The sequence below is a fragment of the Niallia laureatilytica genome, assembly GCF_046613985.1.
Taxonomy (GTDB): Bacteria; Bacillota; Bacilli; order Bacillales; family Cytobacillaceae; genus Niallia.
In genome coordinates, this window is the sequence record NZ_JBKKHP010000011.1 from 24,812 (window position 1) to 38,782 (window position 13,971).

General features: G+C 32.5%; 14 protein-coding genes. 5 read left to right on the plus strand and 9 right to left on the minus strand.

Annotation, left to right across the window (positions count from 1 at the left end; genetic code table 11):
* Positions 1-74: 74 nt before the first annotated feature.
* Positions 75-854 carry an SDR family oxidoreductase gene (locus ACLIJJ_RS21270; RefSeq protein ID WP_411411595.1) on the minus strand — a complete coding sequence of 260 codons (780 nt, stop codon included), beginning with the start codon at positions 852-854 and terminating at the stop codon, positions 75-77.
* Between the two features lie 346 nt (positions 855-1,200).
* Positions 1,201-1,791, minus strand: coding sequence for a hypothetical protein (locus tag ACLIJJ_RS21275; protein WP_411411596.1), 591 nt, complete (start codon positions 1,789-1,791; stop codon positions 1,201-1,203).
* 561 nt (positions 1,792-2,352) lie between these two features.
* Between ACLIJJ_RS21275 and ACLIJJ_RS21280 the strand changes: the two genes are divergently transcribed.
* Both ACLIJJ_RS21280 and ACLIJJ_RS21285 read left to right on the plus strand, forming a co-directional pair.
* Positions 2,353-2,535, plus strand: coding sequence for a hypothetical protein (locus tag ACLIJJ_RS21280; protein ID WP_411411597.1), 183 nt, complete (start codon positions 2,353-2,355; stop codon positions 2,533-2,535).
* A gap of 333 nt (positions 2,536-2,868) precedes the next feature.
* Positions 2,869-3,696, plus strand: coding sequence for an STAS domain-containing protein (locus tag ACLIJJ_RS21285; RefSeq protein WP_411411598.1), 828 nt, complete (start codon positions 2,869-2,871; stop codon positions 3,694-3,696).
* Positions 3,697-4,993: 1,297 nt separating this feature from the next.
* Here the strand turns inward: ACLIJJ_RS21285 and ACLIJJ_RS21290 are convergent.
* From ACLIJJ_RS21290 to ACLIJJ_RS21300, 3 genes are all read right to left on the minus strand, one after another.
* Positions 4,994-5,467: a hypothetical protein gene (locus ACLIJJ_RS21290; protein ID WP_411411599.1), complete on the minus strand. Its 474-nt coding sequence runs from the start codon at positions 5,465-5,467 to the stop codon at positions 4,994-4,996.
* A 304-nt stretch (positions 5,468-5,771) separates the two neighbouring features.
* Complete coding sequence (locus ACLIJJ_RS21295; protein WP_411230194.1) at positions 5,772-6,035, minus strand: hypothetical protein; 264 nt, start codon at positions 6,033-6,035, stop codon at positions 5,772-5,774.
* A gap of 912 nt (positions 6,036-6,947) precedes the next feature.
* Positions 6,948-7,460 (minus strand): DUF3231 family protein, encoded by a 513-nt coding sequence (locus tag ACLIJJ_RS21300; protein ID WP_411411600.1) that lies wholly within the window; start codon positions 7,458-7,460, stop codon positions 6,948-6,950.
* An 879-nt stretch (positions 7,461-8,339) separates the two neighbouring features.
* On the opposite strand from ACLIJJ_RS21300, the gene ACLIJJ_RS21305 reads away from it, so the two are divergent.
* Positions 8,340-9,731 (plus strand): amino acid permease, encoded by a 1,392-nt coding sequence (locus ACLIJJ_RS21305; RefSeq protein WP_411411601.1) that lies wholly within the window; start codon positions 8,340-8,342, stop codon positions 9,729-9,731.
* 55 nt (positions 9,732-9,786) lie between these two features.
* Here ACLIJJ_RS21305 and asnA read toward each other — a convergent pair whose 3' ends face one another.
* Positions 9,787-10,800, minus strand: a complete 1,014-nt coding sequence (gene asnA, locus ACLIJJ_RS21310) for an aspartate--ammonia ligase (protein WP_411411602.1) — start codon at positions 10,798-10,800, stop codon at positions 9,787-9,789.
* 225 nt (positions 10,801-11,025) lie between these two features.
* Between asnA and ACLIJJ_RS21315 the strand changes: the two genes are divergently transcribed.
* On the plus strand, positions 11,026-11,652 hold the full coding sequence (locus ACLIJJ_RS21315) for a LysE family transporter (RefSeq protein WP_411411603.1): 627 nt from the start codon (positions 11,026-11,028) through the stop codon (positions 11,650-11,652).
* Positions 11,653-11,811: 159 nt separating this feature from the next.
* Here the strand turns inward: ACLIJJ_RS21315 and ACLIJJ_RS21320 are convergent, their stop codons facing one another.
* The 3 genes from ACLIJJ_RS21320 to ACLIJJ_RS21330 all read right to left on the minus strand — a co-directional run bounded on the left by ACLIJJ_RS21320 (position 11,812) and on the right by ACLIJJ_RS21330 (position 12,990).
* Positions 11,812-12,216 (minus strand): VOC family protein, encoded by a 405-nt coding sequence (locus ACLIJJ_RS21320; RefSeq protein ID WP_411411604.1) that lies wholly within the window; start codon positions 12,214-12,216, stop codon positions 11,812-11,814.
* Positions 12,217-12,490: 274 nt separating this feature from the next.
* Positions 12,491-12,790, minus strand: a complete 300-nt coding sequence (locus ACLIJJ_RS21325) for a spore coat protein (protein WP_411411605.1) — start codon at positions 12,788-12,790, stop codon at positions 12,491-12,493.
* Positions 12,790-12,990, minus strand: a complete 201-nt coding sequence (locus ACLIJJ_RS21330) for a hypothetical protein (RefSeq protein ID WP_411411606.1) — start codon at positions 12,988-12,990, stop codon at positions 12,790-12,792. Before ACLIJJ_RS21330 ends, ACLIJJ_RS21325 begins: the two co-directional genes overlap by 1 nt.
* Before the next feature lie 138 nt (positions 12,991-13,128).
* Between ACLIJJ_RS21330 and ACLIJJ_RS21335 the strand changes: the two genes are divergently transcribed.
* Positions 13,129-13,956 (plus strand): manganese catalase, encoded by an 828-nt coding sequence (locus ACLIJJ_RS21335; protein WP_411411607.1) that lies wholly within the window; start codon positions 13,129-13,131, stop codon positions 13,954-13,956.
* Positions 13,957-13,971: the final 15 nt, after the last annotated feature.

The following is a 13,971-nucleotide window of genomic DNA, read 5'->3' on the forward strand; positions in this document are numbered from 1 at the left end:
CTAACCTGCCTTTATAGTTTCAAAAGAATCCCATAAAGAAAGGAACTACCGTAGTAGTCCCTTTCTTAGTAAAACTATTTACCTAAAAATCCACCTTCACACCTAATTGTTTGGCCTGTTAGCCAATAAGAATCATCACTGGCTAGAAATGTTATTACTTTTGCTGCGTCTTCAGGCTTCCCTATACGGCCAGTAGGAAACTGAGGTAGTAAATAATCCTTTATATCTTCATTAATCCATCCAGAATCAGTTGGTCCGGGATTAATGGAATTAACCGTAATTCCAATAGGTGCAAGTGCTACGGATAATGGCTCTGTTATCGCAATAATCATTCCTTTAGTGGCAATGTACGCTAAATTATTGGGATCTGGCCCACCAGAAACAAGATTTATTATTCGACCATCTTTTTTATTCACAAATACTTTTTCATATCTTTTAGCAAACTCAACAGATAACATAAGTGTACCGCTATTATTTACTTTATAATGTTTATCTAACATTTTTGTATTCAAGTTACGAAAATTTGATGGAGATTCATAGGTTGCATTATTAACTAAAATACAAGCCGTTCCAAGAGTTTCTTCAACTACTTCTAACAGTTTTGTTGGAGATTCATCTAAGCTCAAATCTAATGGTATATGTTCTGATCTTACCCCAAAACTTTTTATCTTTTCACTTAGAATGGTTGGGAAACCGACTTCTAATCCATTGCCCTCTTTCTCATCAAATTTAGACCAATGCGTAAAGAATATATCCGCACCTGCTTTGGCAAGAGAGAGACAAATAGCTGCCCCAATACCAGTTGATCGACTTGCTCCAGTTACTATAGCTACCTTTCCATTTAAAGGCTTCATGTTTATCCTCCTTTTAATGAGGACGCACTTAAAGAGATGAGTATTCAGTTATATAGCACGTCCTAATGCTTTTAAAAAATGACACACTTCTCCCGTTTGGGGAATAAGGATTTTAAATTTTTAAAAAGTCATAGGATAGTTGCCATCATAATTCTCCTTATATCATCTCTAATAAGATAATAACATTCTATATTGCATTTGGGAATCTTTGTTAAACTAACCTGCCATATTTGTGACACAAGACGGATTCCCATCATTTATTACAGGAATGCTGCCATCAGTGTTATATAAGTAGAGCTCTGTATATTTACCTGTAGGATCAGCCACAACATTTAATCATAAAAATTTAAAACACTTGTTTTGCCTTAAAACTTTTTGCCACAACGAAAGAATCCTCAAACATAAGCAACTTAAATGGTCCACTTTCAGTGTTTGAATAATCTATAACAGTTGTCTTAAATCCATTGTTAGACAATACCTTTTCGTGTACCTTGATTATATTAAGTGGCCCTTTACTAAATAACCCTTCTCCCTGCTGTAATAAATCCACCAAATCTCCAGTGAGATTTAGATATTTTTCCATAGGTAGCTGTCCCTTTACTTTATTAGAGTGATTAATATACAACTCTCTTACCACTTGATTAATATCATAACAAACTCCCTTAAAAAATAAATCCGCTAAAGGATTATTGTATTTCCAAAGATACACGTGATCATCTAATACCTTAAATTCTTCGAAATAGTGTACATTTAACTGATGCTCCCTAAAATCTGTACAGGTCACTTTCCATAGCTGTAGTACTTCATCATTATTTTCATAAGTTACCTGAATAGTTAACTCTAAATCATCATTATTAATTTTTATTCCATCAAGACTTAGATACACATCACTTAAAAATTGGCCATCTTCTAACGCTTTTGAAATGTTTGATATCATTCTTTTATTTCACCAACATTTACCTAATTTATTTTCATTTATTACAGGAATGCTGCCACTTTAATAACAGTATATATGATTAAGTTTGAACATGTTTAATAAATGAGATATTCCTTTTTTTTATATATTATTAAGGATTGGGAAAAAGTAAGAAGAAGAAAGGTGTGAATTCACTTGGTGGAATGGTGGAATCATTATTGGTACATGATTATCCCGTTATTGTTACTACTGGTTTTGTTCTTATTTATTTACAGAAAGATGGATTAAATATTAATAGGATATACTCCCTTAAATATTTTGAGGAAAATTTGATTATTTTCTTATTACGTTAACCTGTCTTGTTTGTGACATAAGAAGTATATTTCTCAGTTGATACAGGAATACTGCCCTTTTAGCGACTTTAGAAAGGGAATTCCTTTTCTTTAAGGGAATTGATCTCAAATTTAATAATGAATTGGTAATCAAATGTAAAATTCATGGGATTGAATTAAAATTTCTTTTCTTTCTCTAGTTTAGCTGATATTATTCCTGTATATACAGTAGGAATAGTGGGTGTTTCGGATGTCTTTTTATGATGATTTACCAAGTGAGGTTTTAATTCTGTTTTATAATGAAGTGGTAATTAAGATTTTAAAAACTGTTGATCCTAAGAATCACTACTATTGTGAATTAGAATTAATACTAGCCGCAGCATCAAAAAGAGGATTAAATTTAGAAAAAAAGCATATAGGAAAATGTTGTTAAAATAATGATACATTTTATTCTGAATTTCAAACTCACCTTTCTATTCAGATCATATTAAATGTCAATCTCTATAAAATTGTATCTAATAATATACCTAAGTCTTATTTGTCTTTTCATGAATCTCATCACCAAGTAAGCTTTATATAATATTACGAGGCAAAATATTGCTAAAAGATTCTTATTTGCTAAACTGCCCCGTTAGTGGTAGTTTTTAAATCTCTCATTAAGAAGTTGATTCAGAGTTGATGAAGCTACCATTATTATTTGTTTGAATTCTGAATATAAGATTTTTGGTATAATTATTATATATGAACTAGCAAAGGTGGTTTTCTAATGAGTATTTCAACAAATATTGTTGTACAAAAAATAACTACAGAAATAATACACAAAAAATCCAGTTTAGCAGTACAACGATACACCACGGATTTGAATCATTATTCAATGGAAGTTGATAAGGAACTCAAAAAGTGGAGAGAAAACCTAATTGATATTTTTGCAAAATCTATCTCAGATGATTTAGAAATGACCTATCAACATTTAACACATTGGGGTAATGAAGGCGTAAAATTGTTAATAAAATTAAATTTACCACTAGATGTAGGTGTAGAGGAAGTTAGATTCTATCGTAATGAAATTGGAGAAATTATAAAAAATGAAGCTATCCAAAATCATATGTCTCTTTCTGAGTTCTACAAAATAATTTCTAATTTTGATTCGGTTGTTGATCGAGCTGTACATTTACTAAGTTTATCCTATTCTGAAAATTTTCTTTCACGAATAAAGGCAGCTGAAATAACAGCAATGGAGTTATCTATACCGGTCATTCAAATTACAGAAAATATAGGAATTCTACCATTAATAGGAGATATTGATACCCAAAGGGCTCAGGAACTTATGGAGAAGGCTTTAGAATCTGCTTCTAAGTTAGGGTTATCTCATGTTTTTATTGATTTATCAGGGGTTCCTATAATTGATACAATGGTAGCAAATCATCTATTTAGAGTAATAGATGCATTAAATTTAGTAGGTGTAAAATCAATACTTTCCGGAATACGTCCAGAAATCGCCCAAACGATGATGCAATTAGGGATTAAAACGCAAGATCTAACTACATTTTCAAGTTTGCATAAAGCAATAAAGTATATCAATATCAATCCATAATATTTGGTATATAGAATTAAGGTTTAGTATAAAAGAATTAATGATATTAAAATTAGTCTCCCATAAACTAATCTAAGTATGGAGTAGTTTCATACATGAAATGATTCAGACTTTTTTATTTAAGATGCTTAAATTTGTCATACATACTGACCAAATCAGTAAGTTTATTCCTACTTAATATTCATATCTTCATAATCGGGATTATGTTATCCTTGAATTACTCCAAAATAATATTACATACAGCTATACATCACTTTCTGTATAAATCAAATATTATTTTTTTGAATACCATTTTAGGATGATGCCATATTGAATTCGGTCAGACAGTTATATATAGGAGCAGAATCCACTTTGTTTTTTTTGACTATGAAAACGGCTTGTTAGAAGTCCAAAATCCAAGAACTAAAGCGATAATCTTAACAAAATATGAGGATATAATTATTCGAATAAAATAATGCCGTCTTCGACGGTTTTTTTATTGGCCCCTTATAGGAATTAATGAAACTAACCTACACCAAGCTCTGGAAAGTCTATAGGAATTATGAATTAAAGTATCCAGAGGAAGAGTAAAAGAACGAGTTACATATATGGTTCTTTTAACTATCAATTTCGGGAAACTTTGCGAAAGATTGAACTTAAACTATACTGCCCCTTTAGTAACATAAAAAAATAATTCTAAATGTGAGACTATTTTTCAGTTTAATTTCTATCAGTTGATAAGTAAAACGGGATTTACTTATAGGCAAGTACTATGTTACGGTTTCTATACATCACATATTATATTGGGTTCTATTAGACTTTTCTTAGTCACCTTCCCTTTATACAGTGAAGGGGGCTAAGAAAATATTGTCATGTCAACAGCCAAGTATTTAGACCATATTAGTATTATCTCGTTCGGTCAAAAAGTTATATACAACAGTAAAATACACTTTTGTTTCTTTGATCATGAAAATGGGTTATTAGAAATTATAGATCCTGATACAAACTCTATTTTTTTAGTTAGACAAAAATCACTCATCTATAGGATTAAGTAAAACCATCAATAGTTAGCATTGATGGTTTTACTTAATCCTTCTTTCACTAACTGCCAAATTTTTTATTTAATACTGCCAATGCTGATAGTATTCAACATCTAAACTTAGTTCACTATTCTATAACTAGTTATCTGGTCTAAACTGTAATACTTGGTTTCTCAAAGACATATTCTTCACCCTTTCATTTGGTTTAGTCCTTGCTGTTGGAAAGTCGGAACAATGAATGTTAATAACCTTCCTTTCTCCAAAATAAAAAGGCGTCATTACAGACGCCCTACTTTATCTCTTATAAACTTTTCAGATTCTTCAAGTGAATCATTCTTTATATTATGAAACTCAGTCATTAAATAAACTTCAGCTATTAGAGCTTCTGCAATTTTCCAAGCATTTATTTCTAATGTCATATAGTCATCAATTATTTGCTGCCTTTGATAACTATAATCATTTCCAGCTCCGATGTTATTAATAATAGTTTCTTCGTGTACAGCAATTCTTTGCATTATTAAGTCCATACTGCCATCTAACGCATGACCTATTTCATGATACATAATAATAACTATGTATTCATCGAAACTTAATCCGTAACTCGTATTCTTATAATCCTTGAATAAAGTATAACTGTTAAATCTAATTGTTTTATAACGATGGTTATAAGACATAACATAAGTTGGATCATTAAATTCCTCTAAAATAATATTGTCCAGATTATGTTTTTTTAATATATCCTTACACAACATTTCTATATGAATTTTAGTATTTATCTCCTTTACCTCCCCTCCCCTTAATTATTAGAGAAAGGAAATAAATGGACAAACATTATTGCTCGTCAAATAACGACATATCATAAGGAAAACTCATTAGTAAATATTATGAATAAATTTTTATGTTACTGGACAATTTAAATTCTGTAGAGCTGATTTTTCTACATCACCTTTGTTGCTCACTTCATTCCATGCCAAAGATTGGGTGAGCAACCCTTCTTCTTTAGAATAAAAAGCACCCAAAATTATGAGCACTTTCCTTAAAATATTTTCAGATCCTTTAGTATGGCTCTTTTTTTATCTTAATCGTAATAGTTCGTTCTTCTCTAGAGAATTTATCTTCGAATTCAACCTTTATTCCAACTATTCTTTTTACTACACTTTTGAAGGTTAATAGTAACCCATTCAAGTTAGTTCCATCTTTAATTATTAATTGTGGAGTTAATAGGGGATTAGCAGCCAAAAGTATTTCTTCTGTAAAATAAATTTCTTTATTTAAGTCCAAATCAAAAAACTTAATATTAATTTTAATTTCTTTTCCCATATTACATCTCCATTTCCTATTAATTATCAAGGAAAGGATCTAATAAGACAAATAAAATTTTCCAGATAAAGAAATCAAGTAGACTTAGACAATCTCTTTGATTATTTACAAAATCCCACAAAGTTTTTTTGCAATTCCGTCTTTCATGAAACTGGCCATTTAGTGACGTATTCAGGATTTTCTTTGTTTATTACAGAAAGCACTTATCTTTTTCACAGACTACCTCACAAAAATACGCCATTTGGACAAGTGCCGTTCAAAAAAATTAAATAAATGAATAGACTATAGTGTGATGTGGAAGTCACAAGTCATTTTTTCAATTTTCTCCAAACCCATTATAGGGTAAGGTGTGCCAAAAGGTTGCTCTTAGGAGAAGTCAAAAAAAGAACTCTACTGCATCTATAGAGTTCTTTTTTGATTCTTCATTAAAGGAAAGCTTAAGACTAAATAGTCTCAATATATTATTCAATAAGTTTTGTTTTCGATACTTGTTCTAAAAAACTTCGTAAAAGTATCTGGTCAAGCTTCTCCTAACTCTTAGTTACTGGGTATACCTCTTTTCCTTATGTAGGGGACACCCCCACCAAGGTTGTCTCCGAATACAATTGAGTGATGGAATCAATATATAATATGTTAATAAAAGACATTGCTAAAGGCTAATTAATTATTTATCTTCATTATTTATCCTGCCTTTGTTTTTCTTTTTCAAAATACTATTTGCTCCATATGTTCACAAAAAAAGGGGCTACATAAGCAACGATACGTTTATTGCAATAATAAGTTTAAAAACTACTTTAGTATAGTTGTGAATAAATGTAATTAAACAAAACTGCCCTGTTTAGCACCAGAGTATAAAGAAGCATTAATCCTTCTTGGATCAATGCCTGTTTAGTGAGTGAACAGTTTTGTTGTTTAGTAATCACCTGATTTGTTTAAATGCAACGGAGGAGGTATTATCCAGCCTTTTTCTTTATTCAAGCGCAGCATTTTTGTGGCAAGTGCAGCTTTTTGTGTATGAAATTGTTCATACATCATTCCCACATCTTCTCTGATTGCTTTGGCCATGATTTGACTCATTAAAACAAGTCCTGCCGCGGTATCAAGAGATAATGCACTTGCAACTGCTGGATCAGGTAGTCTTGCACCTGCAGGAATATCCTCTAAACATGCCTCTGGCTGTTCAGGCATGCTTGGCGGCAAGGCAATCCCGTTTTCTTTCAAAATGTTTTCCAATTGTTCTTTTTGCTTTTTACACAGGTTGACTGCTTCATCCAACAACTCTTGTAAGTCACTATCACCAGTATGATTCTTCATAATCTGATAACTTGCAATCATCCCGTTTGCACCAAATACTGTTGACCAAATATCAAAAACTTCACCATAATGCAATGGTTCATCTTTTGGATTACCGCTTAAAATTCCCATAAATCAACCTCCTTTAACCTCACTTTATACTTCATATGGTATCCACTTTCTAAATAAATATTTGTGAACAATTCAAGAAGATTAGATAAAAAGACGGTTCGTTCTGCAGACAATAAAAAGGAGGCATTAACAGATGAATATTCAAACCCTTTCAAGCAAAAAAAATACCCTACTCCGAAGAGTAGGGCAAGTACAATTTATATATAGATAAATGGAGATACCTATATAATATGTAATACTTAAAAATGGCACTTGGACAAGTGCCGTGATCTATCCTTCTGCAATGAATATCTTATTATTGTGATGTGGAAGTCACAAACCTCTGTCGAAGGACAGGCCGTACTCGCATAAAAATCTCCTCATAGTTGGTGTACCATTTAGGTGCACCCTTTTCATTTCTTCTTTTGTCGATCATTTTTTATTATTTACACTTTCTTGCCACTTTTTAGGTTAGCAATATTCCATAGAAAAAAAGATAAAGACATAAAAGAAAGGTGTAAGTGGACATTGTACACCTTCGAGGAGGATGCTCTATATACTTTTGCGTTACCTAACTCTATATAATACCCCTTATCCAATTCGGCCACGGCACTTGTCCTATTTTTTCCCTTACTTTCATGACTGTATAAAATAGAAAAAACAGTAAAAACTAATGATGAACCCCCTTAGTTCTCAAAGGTTTTTTTAAAACACTCCAAATAAAGGAGAGTCTTTAAAGGTGGTTTTATACCAGTTCTTTATGGACTCTTTTTTTCGTGCAAGAAGCCATGTTGTAATAACTTTTTATTAGTTACAATAGCTAAATTTCTTATTTCACACTTAAGCATTTAAGGGATAAATGCTGTTTTATCGAAAATAATAACCCTCAAGGGGGTTATTATGGATTATTTTATGTTTAAATCGGATACAAACAATAAATCGTCTAAAGGGAAGCAGTCTGGAAATTTAACTTGGTGGCAGCTATCATTGATAGGCATTGGTTGTACAATAGGTACAGGCTATTTTCTCGGTTCTGGAATTGGTATTAATATTACGGGACCTTCCATGGTTATATCTTTTATTTTAGCATCTATCGGAACCTATATTGTTTACCACTTTCTAGCCAAGATGACTACTGCAGATCCACAAGAAGGATCGTTTTGTTATTATGCAGGGAAGGCTTTTGGTCGGTGGGCAGGCTTTAGCTGTGGTTGGAATTATTGGAGTTCCAAAATATTAATAATGGGTAGTCAATTAACTGCATTATCTATTCTTTCTAAATTTTGGTTTCCTAATGTCCCCTTATGGGTTTTTGCAGCAATATTTGCGTTACTAGCTATCATTATTGTTTTATTAGGGTCAAAAGGCTTTAATAAAATTGAAAATATATTGGCTGTCGCAAAAACTGCAGCAATTGTCATGTTTATAATTTTAGCTATTATTGCTTTATTTGGTGTTTTTCACTGTGAGGATTGTAATCAACCAGGACTTCCTAAATCAATTGGTAAGATTTTCCCCGAAGGATATCGAGCCTTTTGGTCGTCTTTAATTTATGCATTTTATGCATACGGTGGAATTGAAACAATAGGTCTTTTATCTATGCAGCTAAAAAAGAAAGAAGATGCCCCTAAGTCAGGAAAGGTTATGTTAATTGTACTTACCGTTATCTATGTAATTTCCATTATATTAGCTGTTAGTATGGTGTCTTACCAATCGATTAACCAAAAGGAAAGTCCATTTGTAACAGCGATGGATAGCTATAATTTGGCTTTTTTTCCCCATGTGTTTAATGGAGCAATTATTATTGCTGGATTTTCTACTATGACTGCATCGTTATTTGCTGTTACGACTTTACTTGTCACATTAGCTAAAGGTGGAGATGCTCCAGCTTTTTTAGGGAAAAAGATAAAAAAGCTAAAAGATTTGCCTCTTCCATCTCTAGGACTAGCAACTGTTGGCTTAATTGCTTCCATAATAACAGCCTTACTTCTTCCCGGAAAAATTTATGGATATATTACAACGGCAGCAGGAATTTTACAGATGTATAACTGGGCGTTTATTATTATTTCAGCTATGAAAATTCTGGAAGTTAAATTGGGAGATAAAGTCCTCTCCACTTTAGGGCTCTGCTTATTACTTGCTGCTGTTAGTGGTACTATTTTTGAGAAAAGCATTCGCTTTGGTTTCTTTGTCAGCCTTATGCTAATCGCTATTATTGGAATTGTCACCTTTATCATGAACATAATTTGGAAAAGACATAAAAATAATAATAAATCAGAGCAGCATACTTAAAAAAAATAGCCGATTCTTTAGGGATTCGGCTTAAACATAATGAAAAAATTTAAATTTACAATAGTGGTATATTTGCTTTCCTACATTCTTCTAATATTTCATCATTCCATACAGATACTTGAACCTCACCAATATGTGCTTTCCTAAGTAGGAACATACATAGCCTAGATTGCCCTATTCCTCCGCCTATTGTATACGGTAACTCTTTATTAAGAACTCCCTGGTGATATTCAAGCTGTTTTCTATCCTCATTTCCAGACAGTTTTAATTGATTTAAAAGTGCTATTTCATCTACTCGAATTCCCATAGAAGAAATTTCAAAAGACCTTTCCAGTAGTGGATTCCAAAGAATAATATCTCCATTAAGGTTCCAGTCATCATAATCTGGAGAGCGCCCGTCATGTTTTTCCCCAGATACTAAGTTGCCACCTATATTCATAACAAAAACCGCACCAAACTCTTTTGAAATTTCATCTTCCCGTTGCTTTGGTGTTAGTTGAGGATACCTGTTCTCTAGTTCTTGTGTAGTAATAAATTTAATTTCCCTTGGAAGGATAGGATCGAGCTGAGGATATATATTACATAAGTAATCCTCAGTTGTTTTTAAGGAGTAATAAATCTTTTGTACCTCAGCTTGTAAAGTTTTTACGTTTCGTTCCTCATAGGAAATAACCTTTTCCCAGTCCCACTGATCTACATACATGGAATGCAAATTATCTAATACCTCATCTCTTCTAATAGCATTCATATCTGTATAAAGCCCTTCACCAGCGTTAAATCCATATCGCCCTAGGGCAATTCTTTTCCATTTAGCTAAAGATTGTACCACTTCAATTTTAGAGTGTTTTATATCCAATGCATCAAAAGAAACAATGCGTTCCACTCCATTTAAGTTATCGTTAATTCCATTGCCTGCTTTTAAAAGAATTGGTGCTGACACCCTCGTTAAATTAAGATTTTCAGCAAGGTTACTTTCAAAATAATCTTTTACCTGTTTTATCGCCCTTTCAGTTTGCAAAAGACTTAGTTTAGGTTGATATACCCTTGGTAGGATAAGGGGTTTGGACATCTAGAAAAACCTCCATTAGTTACTAATTTTCTCTTTAGGTGTTTACCATGTTCACTATATGTTTAGTAGTGGAATTTGATATCCGCTTTTACCTATATTATGAACCGCAATTACACATAAGGGGTTTGAGCCTTTTCATTATTTTTAGTGGACATGATATAGTCGATTTTTTCATAAAATGTACAAGTTATTACTAAAGTCAGTTTTGAAGTGGAGTGTTGTTCATTGAATGCCAGCATTTTAATTGGTTACATATTTTTAGGATTTACACTGGCTGCACCAATTGGTCCAGTAAATTCTGCTCGTTTAGATAAGGGCATAAAGAACGGTTTTTGGCATGCATGGATTGTTGGAGCCGGTTCAATGGTTGCAGATGGCATATTTATGTTGATGGTTTATTTGGGTATGGTTAAATTCCTTGAATTTTCTATGGTACAGATTTTCCTCTGGCTATTTGGTGGATTTATTTTGATTTACTCAGGAGTAGAAAGCATCAAAGATGCAAATAAAATTACACTTAACTACAGTAGGGAAAAGGAATCCTTATTTAAGTGTTTTCTTGTAGGGTTTTTTATGTCTATAACAAGCCCATTATCTATTTTGTTCTGGTTAGGCATATATGGGTCTGTTTTAGCTAAGACAGCTCAAATGAATGGAACAGATTCACTTATTATTTACAGTAGTATGATTTTTCTAGGACTTACATTATGGGATATACTTATTGCTGCCTTAACTACTGGTTTCCGAAAGCTACTTACTATTCAAAGCCTTATACTTATATCAATTATTTCAGGTGTTTCATTAATTGGTTTTGGATTGTACTTCGGATATCAAGGCATAATTGCTCTTTAGTATTGTCTTGGAGGAAACACAAGGGAAAAATTGTGAAATAACTACTTTGCACCCTATTTATAGTAACTGAAATTCATAAAAAAGTTGCCTATGGCAACTGAACTTTTAAATATCTATATTCTCTCGTTTGCAAAAATTATCTTTTAAAGGATTAATTATTTATGAATGATATGCTAAATTCACATCATAGTAGTAATTAAATTCAAGTATATTGTTTGAAGGGTCAATCAAGAAAAAATTAATATGCTCTCCTTGTTTACCTTGCAGGTGAACCATTGTTTCTTTGAAAAATAACAAATCATGTTTATTTGCTGATGCCAAAATATGATCAAATTCTTCTTTGTCTGAAAAAGTCATTCCATAATGTCGAGAGTACATTTTAGGCTCAAAATCAATTCTATCTGGATCTACGTGGCAAACTAATAGATCTCCATAAAAATTAAAAGTAACCTTCTGAAAATCTCTTTTAATAACACTACAACCAAGCTTTTCATAAAAGTCAATCGTTGAATCTAAATCCTGACATGGAATAGCAAGGTGAAAAATTTTATTTGTTTCTCCCATTTAAATTGTTCCTCTCTTTTTAAAATAAAATAGTTAATTACAATTTTTTTTACAGGTCTGGTTTAGGTAATAAATAAATACTCTTTTGCTTGTCTGTCATTTTAGTCTGTTCTTATTTAGCTTTAACCATAATTATATGGAGATGTTAAACTATAGTGCCTTTCCCTTTTTAATAATCTATATCTTAAAATGGATTCCTATAAATCCAAAAGAGCCTTTTGTGTTATACAAAGGGCTCTTAAGTAGGATAAAGTGGATTAGTATTTATTTACTTTTAAAGTTGTTGCAAATTTAAAGCTGTTTGTGATGTTTGCAAATCAACAAGTTGCTGTTCATCTATGTTAGTAGGTCGATAAAATCCTTTTTTAACCATGTAATTCGTGATTTTTTCATGTACTGTTACTGCATCCATAAACTGCTGTGTAAGTTCTTGTCTCAGTTCCGGAGTATAACATTCAGATATAGCTAAGGCATAATTTTTAATTCCTGATTTTGCTGAGATCAACAAGTCTGTGGCAATAACTTGTTCCGTCATTGCACCCATACCCGTCAGATTCTGAACGCTTTCATTCATTATTGTATACCTCCCTTCGTCATGAAATTTTGAAGACTTTGAATATGTTTTGTACTTAAAGCTGCATCTTGGCTTAAAATTCGTTTTAATTCCTCATCTTGTACAAGATTATTCATTGTCGATGACTTTGTTAAACATAAACTTTTAAATGTAAGTAATTCATGCACTTCCAATGTTTCATGTAAACCTAATGTTGCCATTGCTTTCCCTCCCTCCGTGACCTAGTTAATATGTCCACAATAGTACATTTTTTGTACTGGTATATTTCTCCTTACGTTAACCCTTTTCTCCTTAGTGAATAGCCTATATAGAGTTTTATTTATGAGGAGGAAATTTTAATGTTCTATCATATAAAGGAAATGGCTTATCAAGCGAAACCAGAACGGCCAGATCCAATTATGGCAAGAAGGTTACAGGAACTAATCGGAGGACAGTTTGGAGAAATGTCTGTCATGAATCAGTACTTGTTTCAAGCATGGGGTACAAGAAGCCATGATAAGTATCGTGATTTACTTTTAGATACTGGGACAGAAGAAATCGGACATATTGAAATGTTAGCTACCATGGTTGCTCGTTTGTTGGATGATGCTCCTGTAACAGAGTTGGAAGCTGCAGCAGCAAAGAATCCTGCCATGGCAGCTATTATTGGAGGAATGGACCCACAACATGCGATTGTGTCAGGCTTAGCAGCTACTCCAAAAGATAGTGATGGAGTTCCATGGAATGCAGGTTATATTATTGCCGGTGGAAACCTGTTAGCTGATATGCGGTCTAACTTGCATGCAGAATCACAAGGTAGATTGCAAGCTGTTAGAATTTATGAAATGACAGATGATCGCGGCATAAAAGATATGTTATCCTACCTAATCGCAAGAGACACGATGCATCAAAATCAATGGCTAGCAGCTATTTATGAATTAGAACAACAAGAAAACGTCGTAGTACCAAGCACTTTCCCAAAAGAATTAGAAAAAAGAGAAGTTTCTTATTTATTCTTAAATCATTCAATGGGAGATCAAAGTAGTACGGGCAGATGGGCATCCGGACCAAGTATGGATGGATTAGGGACCTTCCAGTATGTAAAAGATGTACCTCCTTTTGGTCCAGCTCCAAAACTAAAGCCAGCACCTCCTGCAGAACATGATACTCCACCAAATGTAATGTAAAATGTCATTAAGGAG

Excerpts from the sequence above, each read along its gene's own strand:
- ACLIJJ_RS21270 (WP_411411595.1), bottom strand. The coding sequence starts at position 854 with ATGAAGCCTTTAAATGGAAAGGTAGCTATAGTAACTGGAGCAAGTCGA.
- ACLIJJ_RS21275 (WP_411411596.1), bottom strand. The coding sequence starts at position 1,791 with ATGATATCAAACATTTCAAAAGCGTTAGAAGATGGCCAATTTTTAAGT.
- ACLIJJ_RS21280 (WP_411411597.1), top strand. The coding sequence starts at position 2,353 with ATGTCTTTTTATGATGATTTACCAAGTGAGGTTTTAATTCTGTTTTAT.
- ACLIJJ_RS21285 (WP_411411598.1), top strand. The coding sequence starts at position 2,869 with ATGAGTATTTCAACAAATATTGTTGTACAAAAAATAACTACAGAAATA.
- ACLIJJ_RS21290 (WP_411411599.1), bottom strand. The coding sequence starts at position 5,467 with ATGTTGTGTAAGGATATATTAAAAAAACATAATCTGGACAATATTATT.
- ACLIJJ_RS21295 (WP_411230194.1), bottom strand. The coding sequence starts at position 6,035 with ATGGGAAAAGAAATTAAAATTAATATTAAGTTTTTTGATTTGGACTTA.
- ACLIJJ_RS21300 (WP_411411600.1), bottom strand. The coding sequence starts at position 7,460 with ATGGGAATTTTAAGCGGTAATCCAAAAGATGAACCATTGCATTATGGT.
- ACLIJJ_RS21305 (WP_411411601.1), top strand. The coding sequence starts at position 8,340 with ATGGATTATTTTATGTTTAAATCGGATACAAACAATAAATCGTCTAAA.
- asnA (WP_411411602.1), bottom strand. The coding sequence starts at position 10,800 with ATGTCCAAACCCCTTATCCTACCAAGGGTATATCAACCTAAACTAAGT.
- ACLIJJ_RS21320 (WP_411411604.1), bottom strand. The coding sequence starts at position 12,216 with ATGGGAGAAACAAATAAAATTTTTCACCTTGCTATTCCATGTCAGGAT.
- ACLIJJ_RS21325 (WP_411411605.1), bottom strand. The coding sequence starts at position 12,790 with ATGAATGAAAGCGTTCAGAATCTGACGGGTATGGGTGCAATGACGGAA.
- ACLIJJ_RS21330 (WP_411411606.1), bottom strand. The coding sequence starts at position 12,990 with ATGGCAACATTAGGTTTACATGAAACATTGGAAGTGCATGAATTACTT.
- ACLIJJ_RS21335 (WP_411411607.1), top strand. The coding sequence starts at position 13,129 with ATGTTCTATCATATAAAGGAAATGGCTTATCAAGCGAAACCAGAACGG.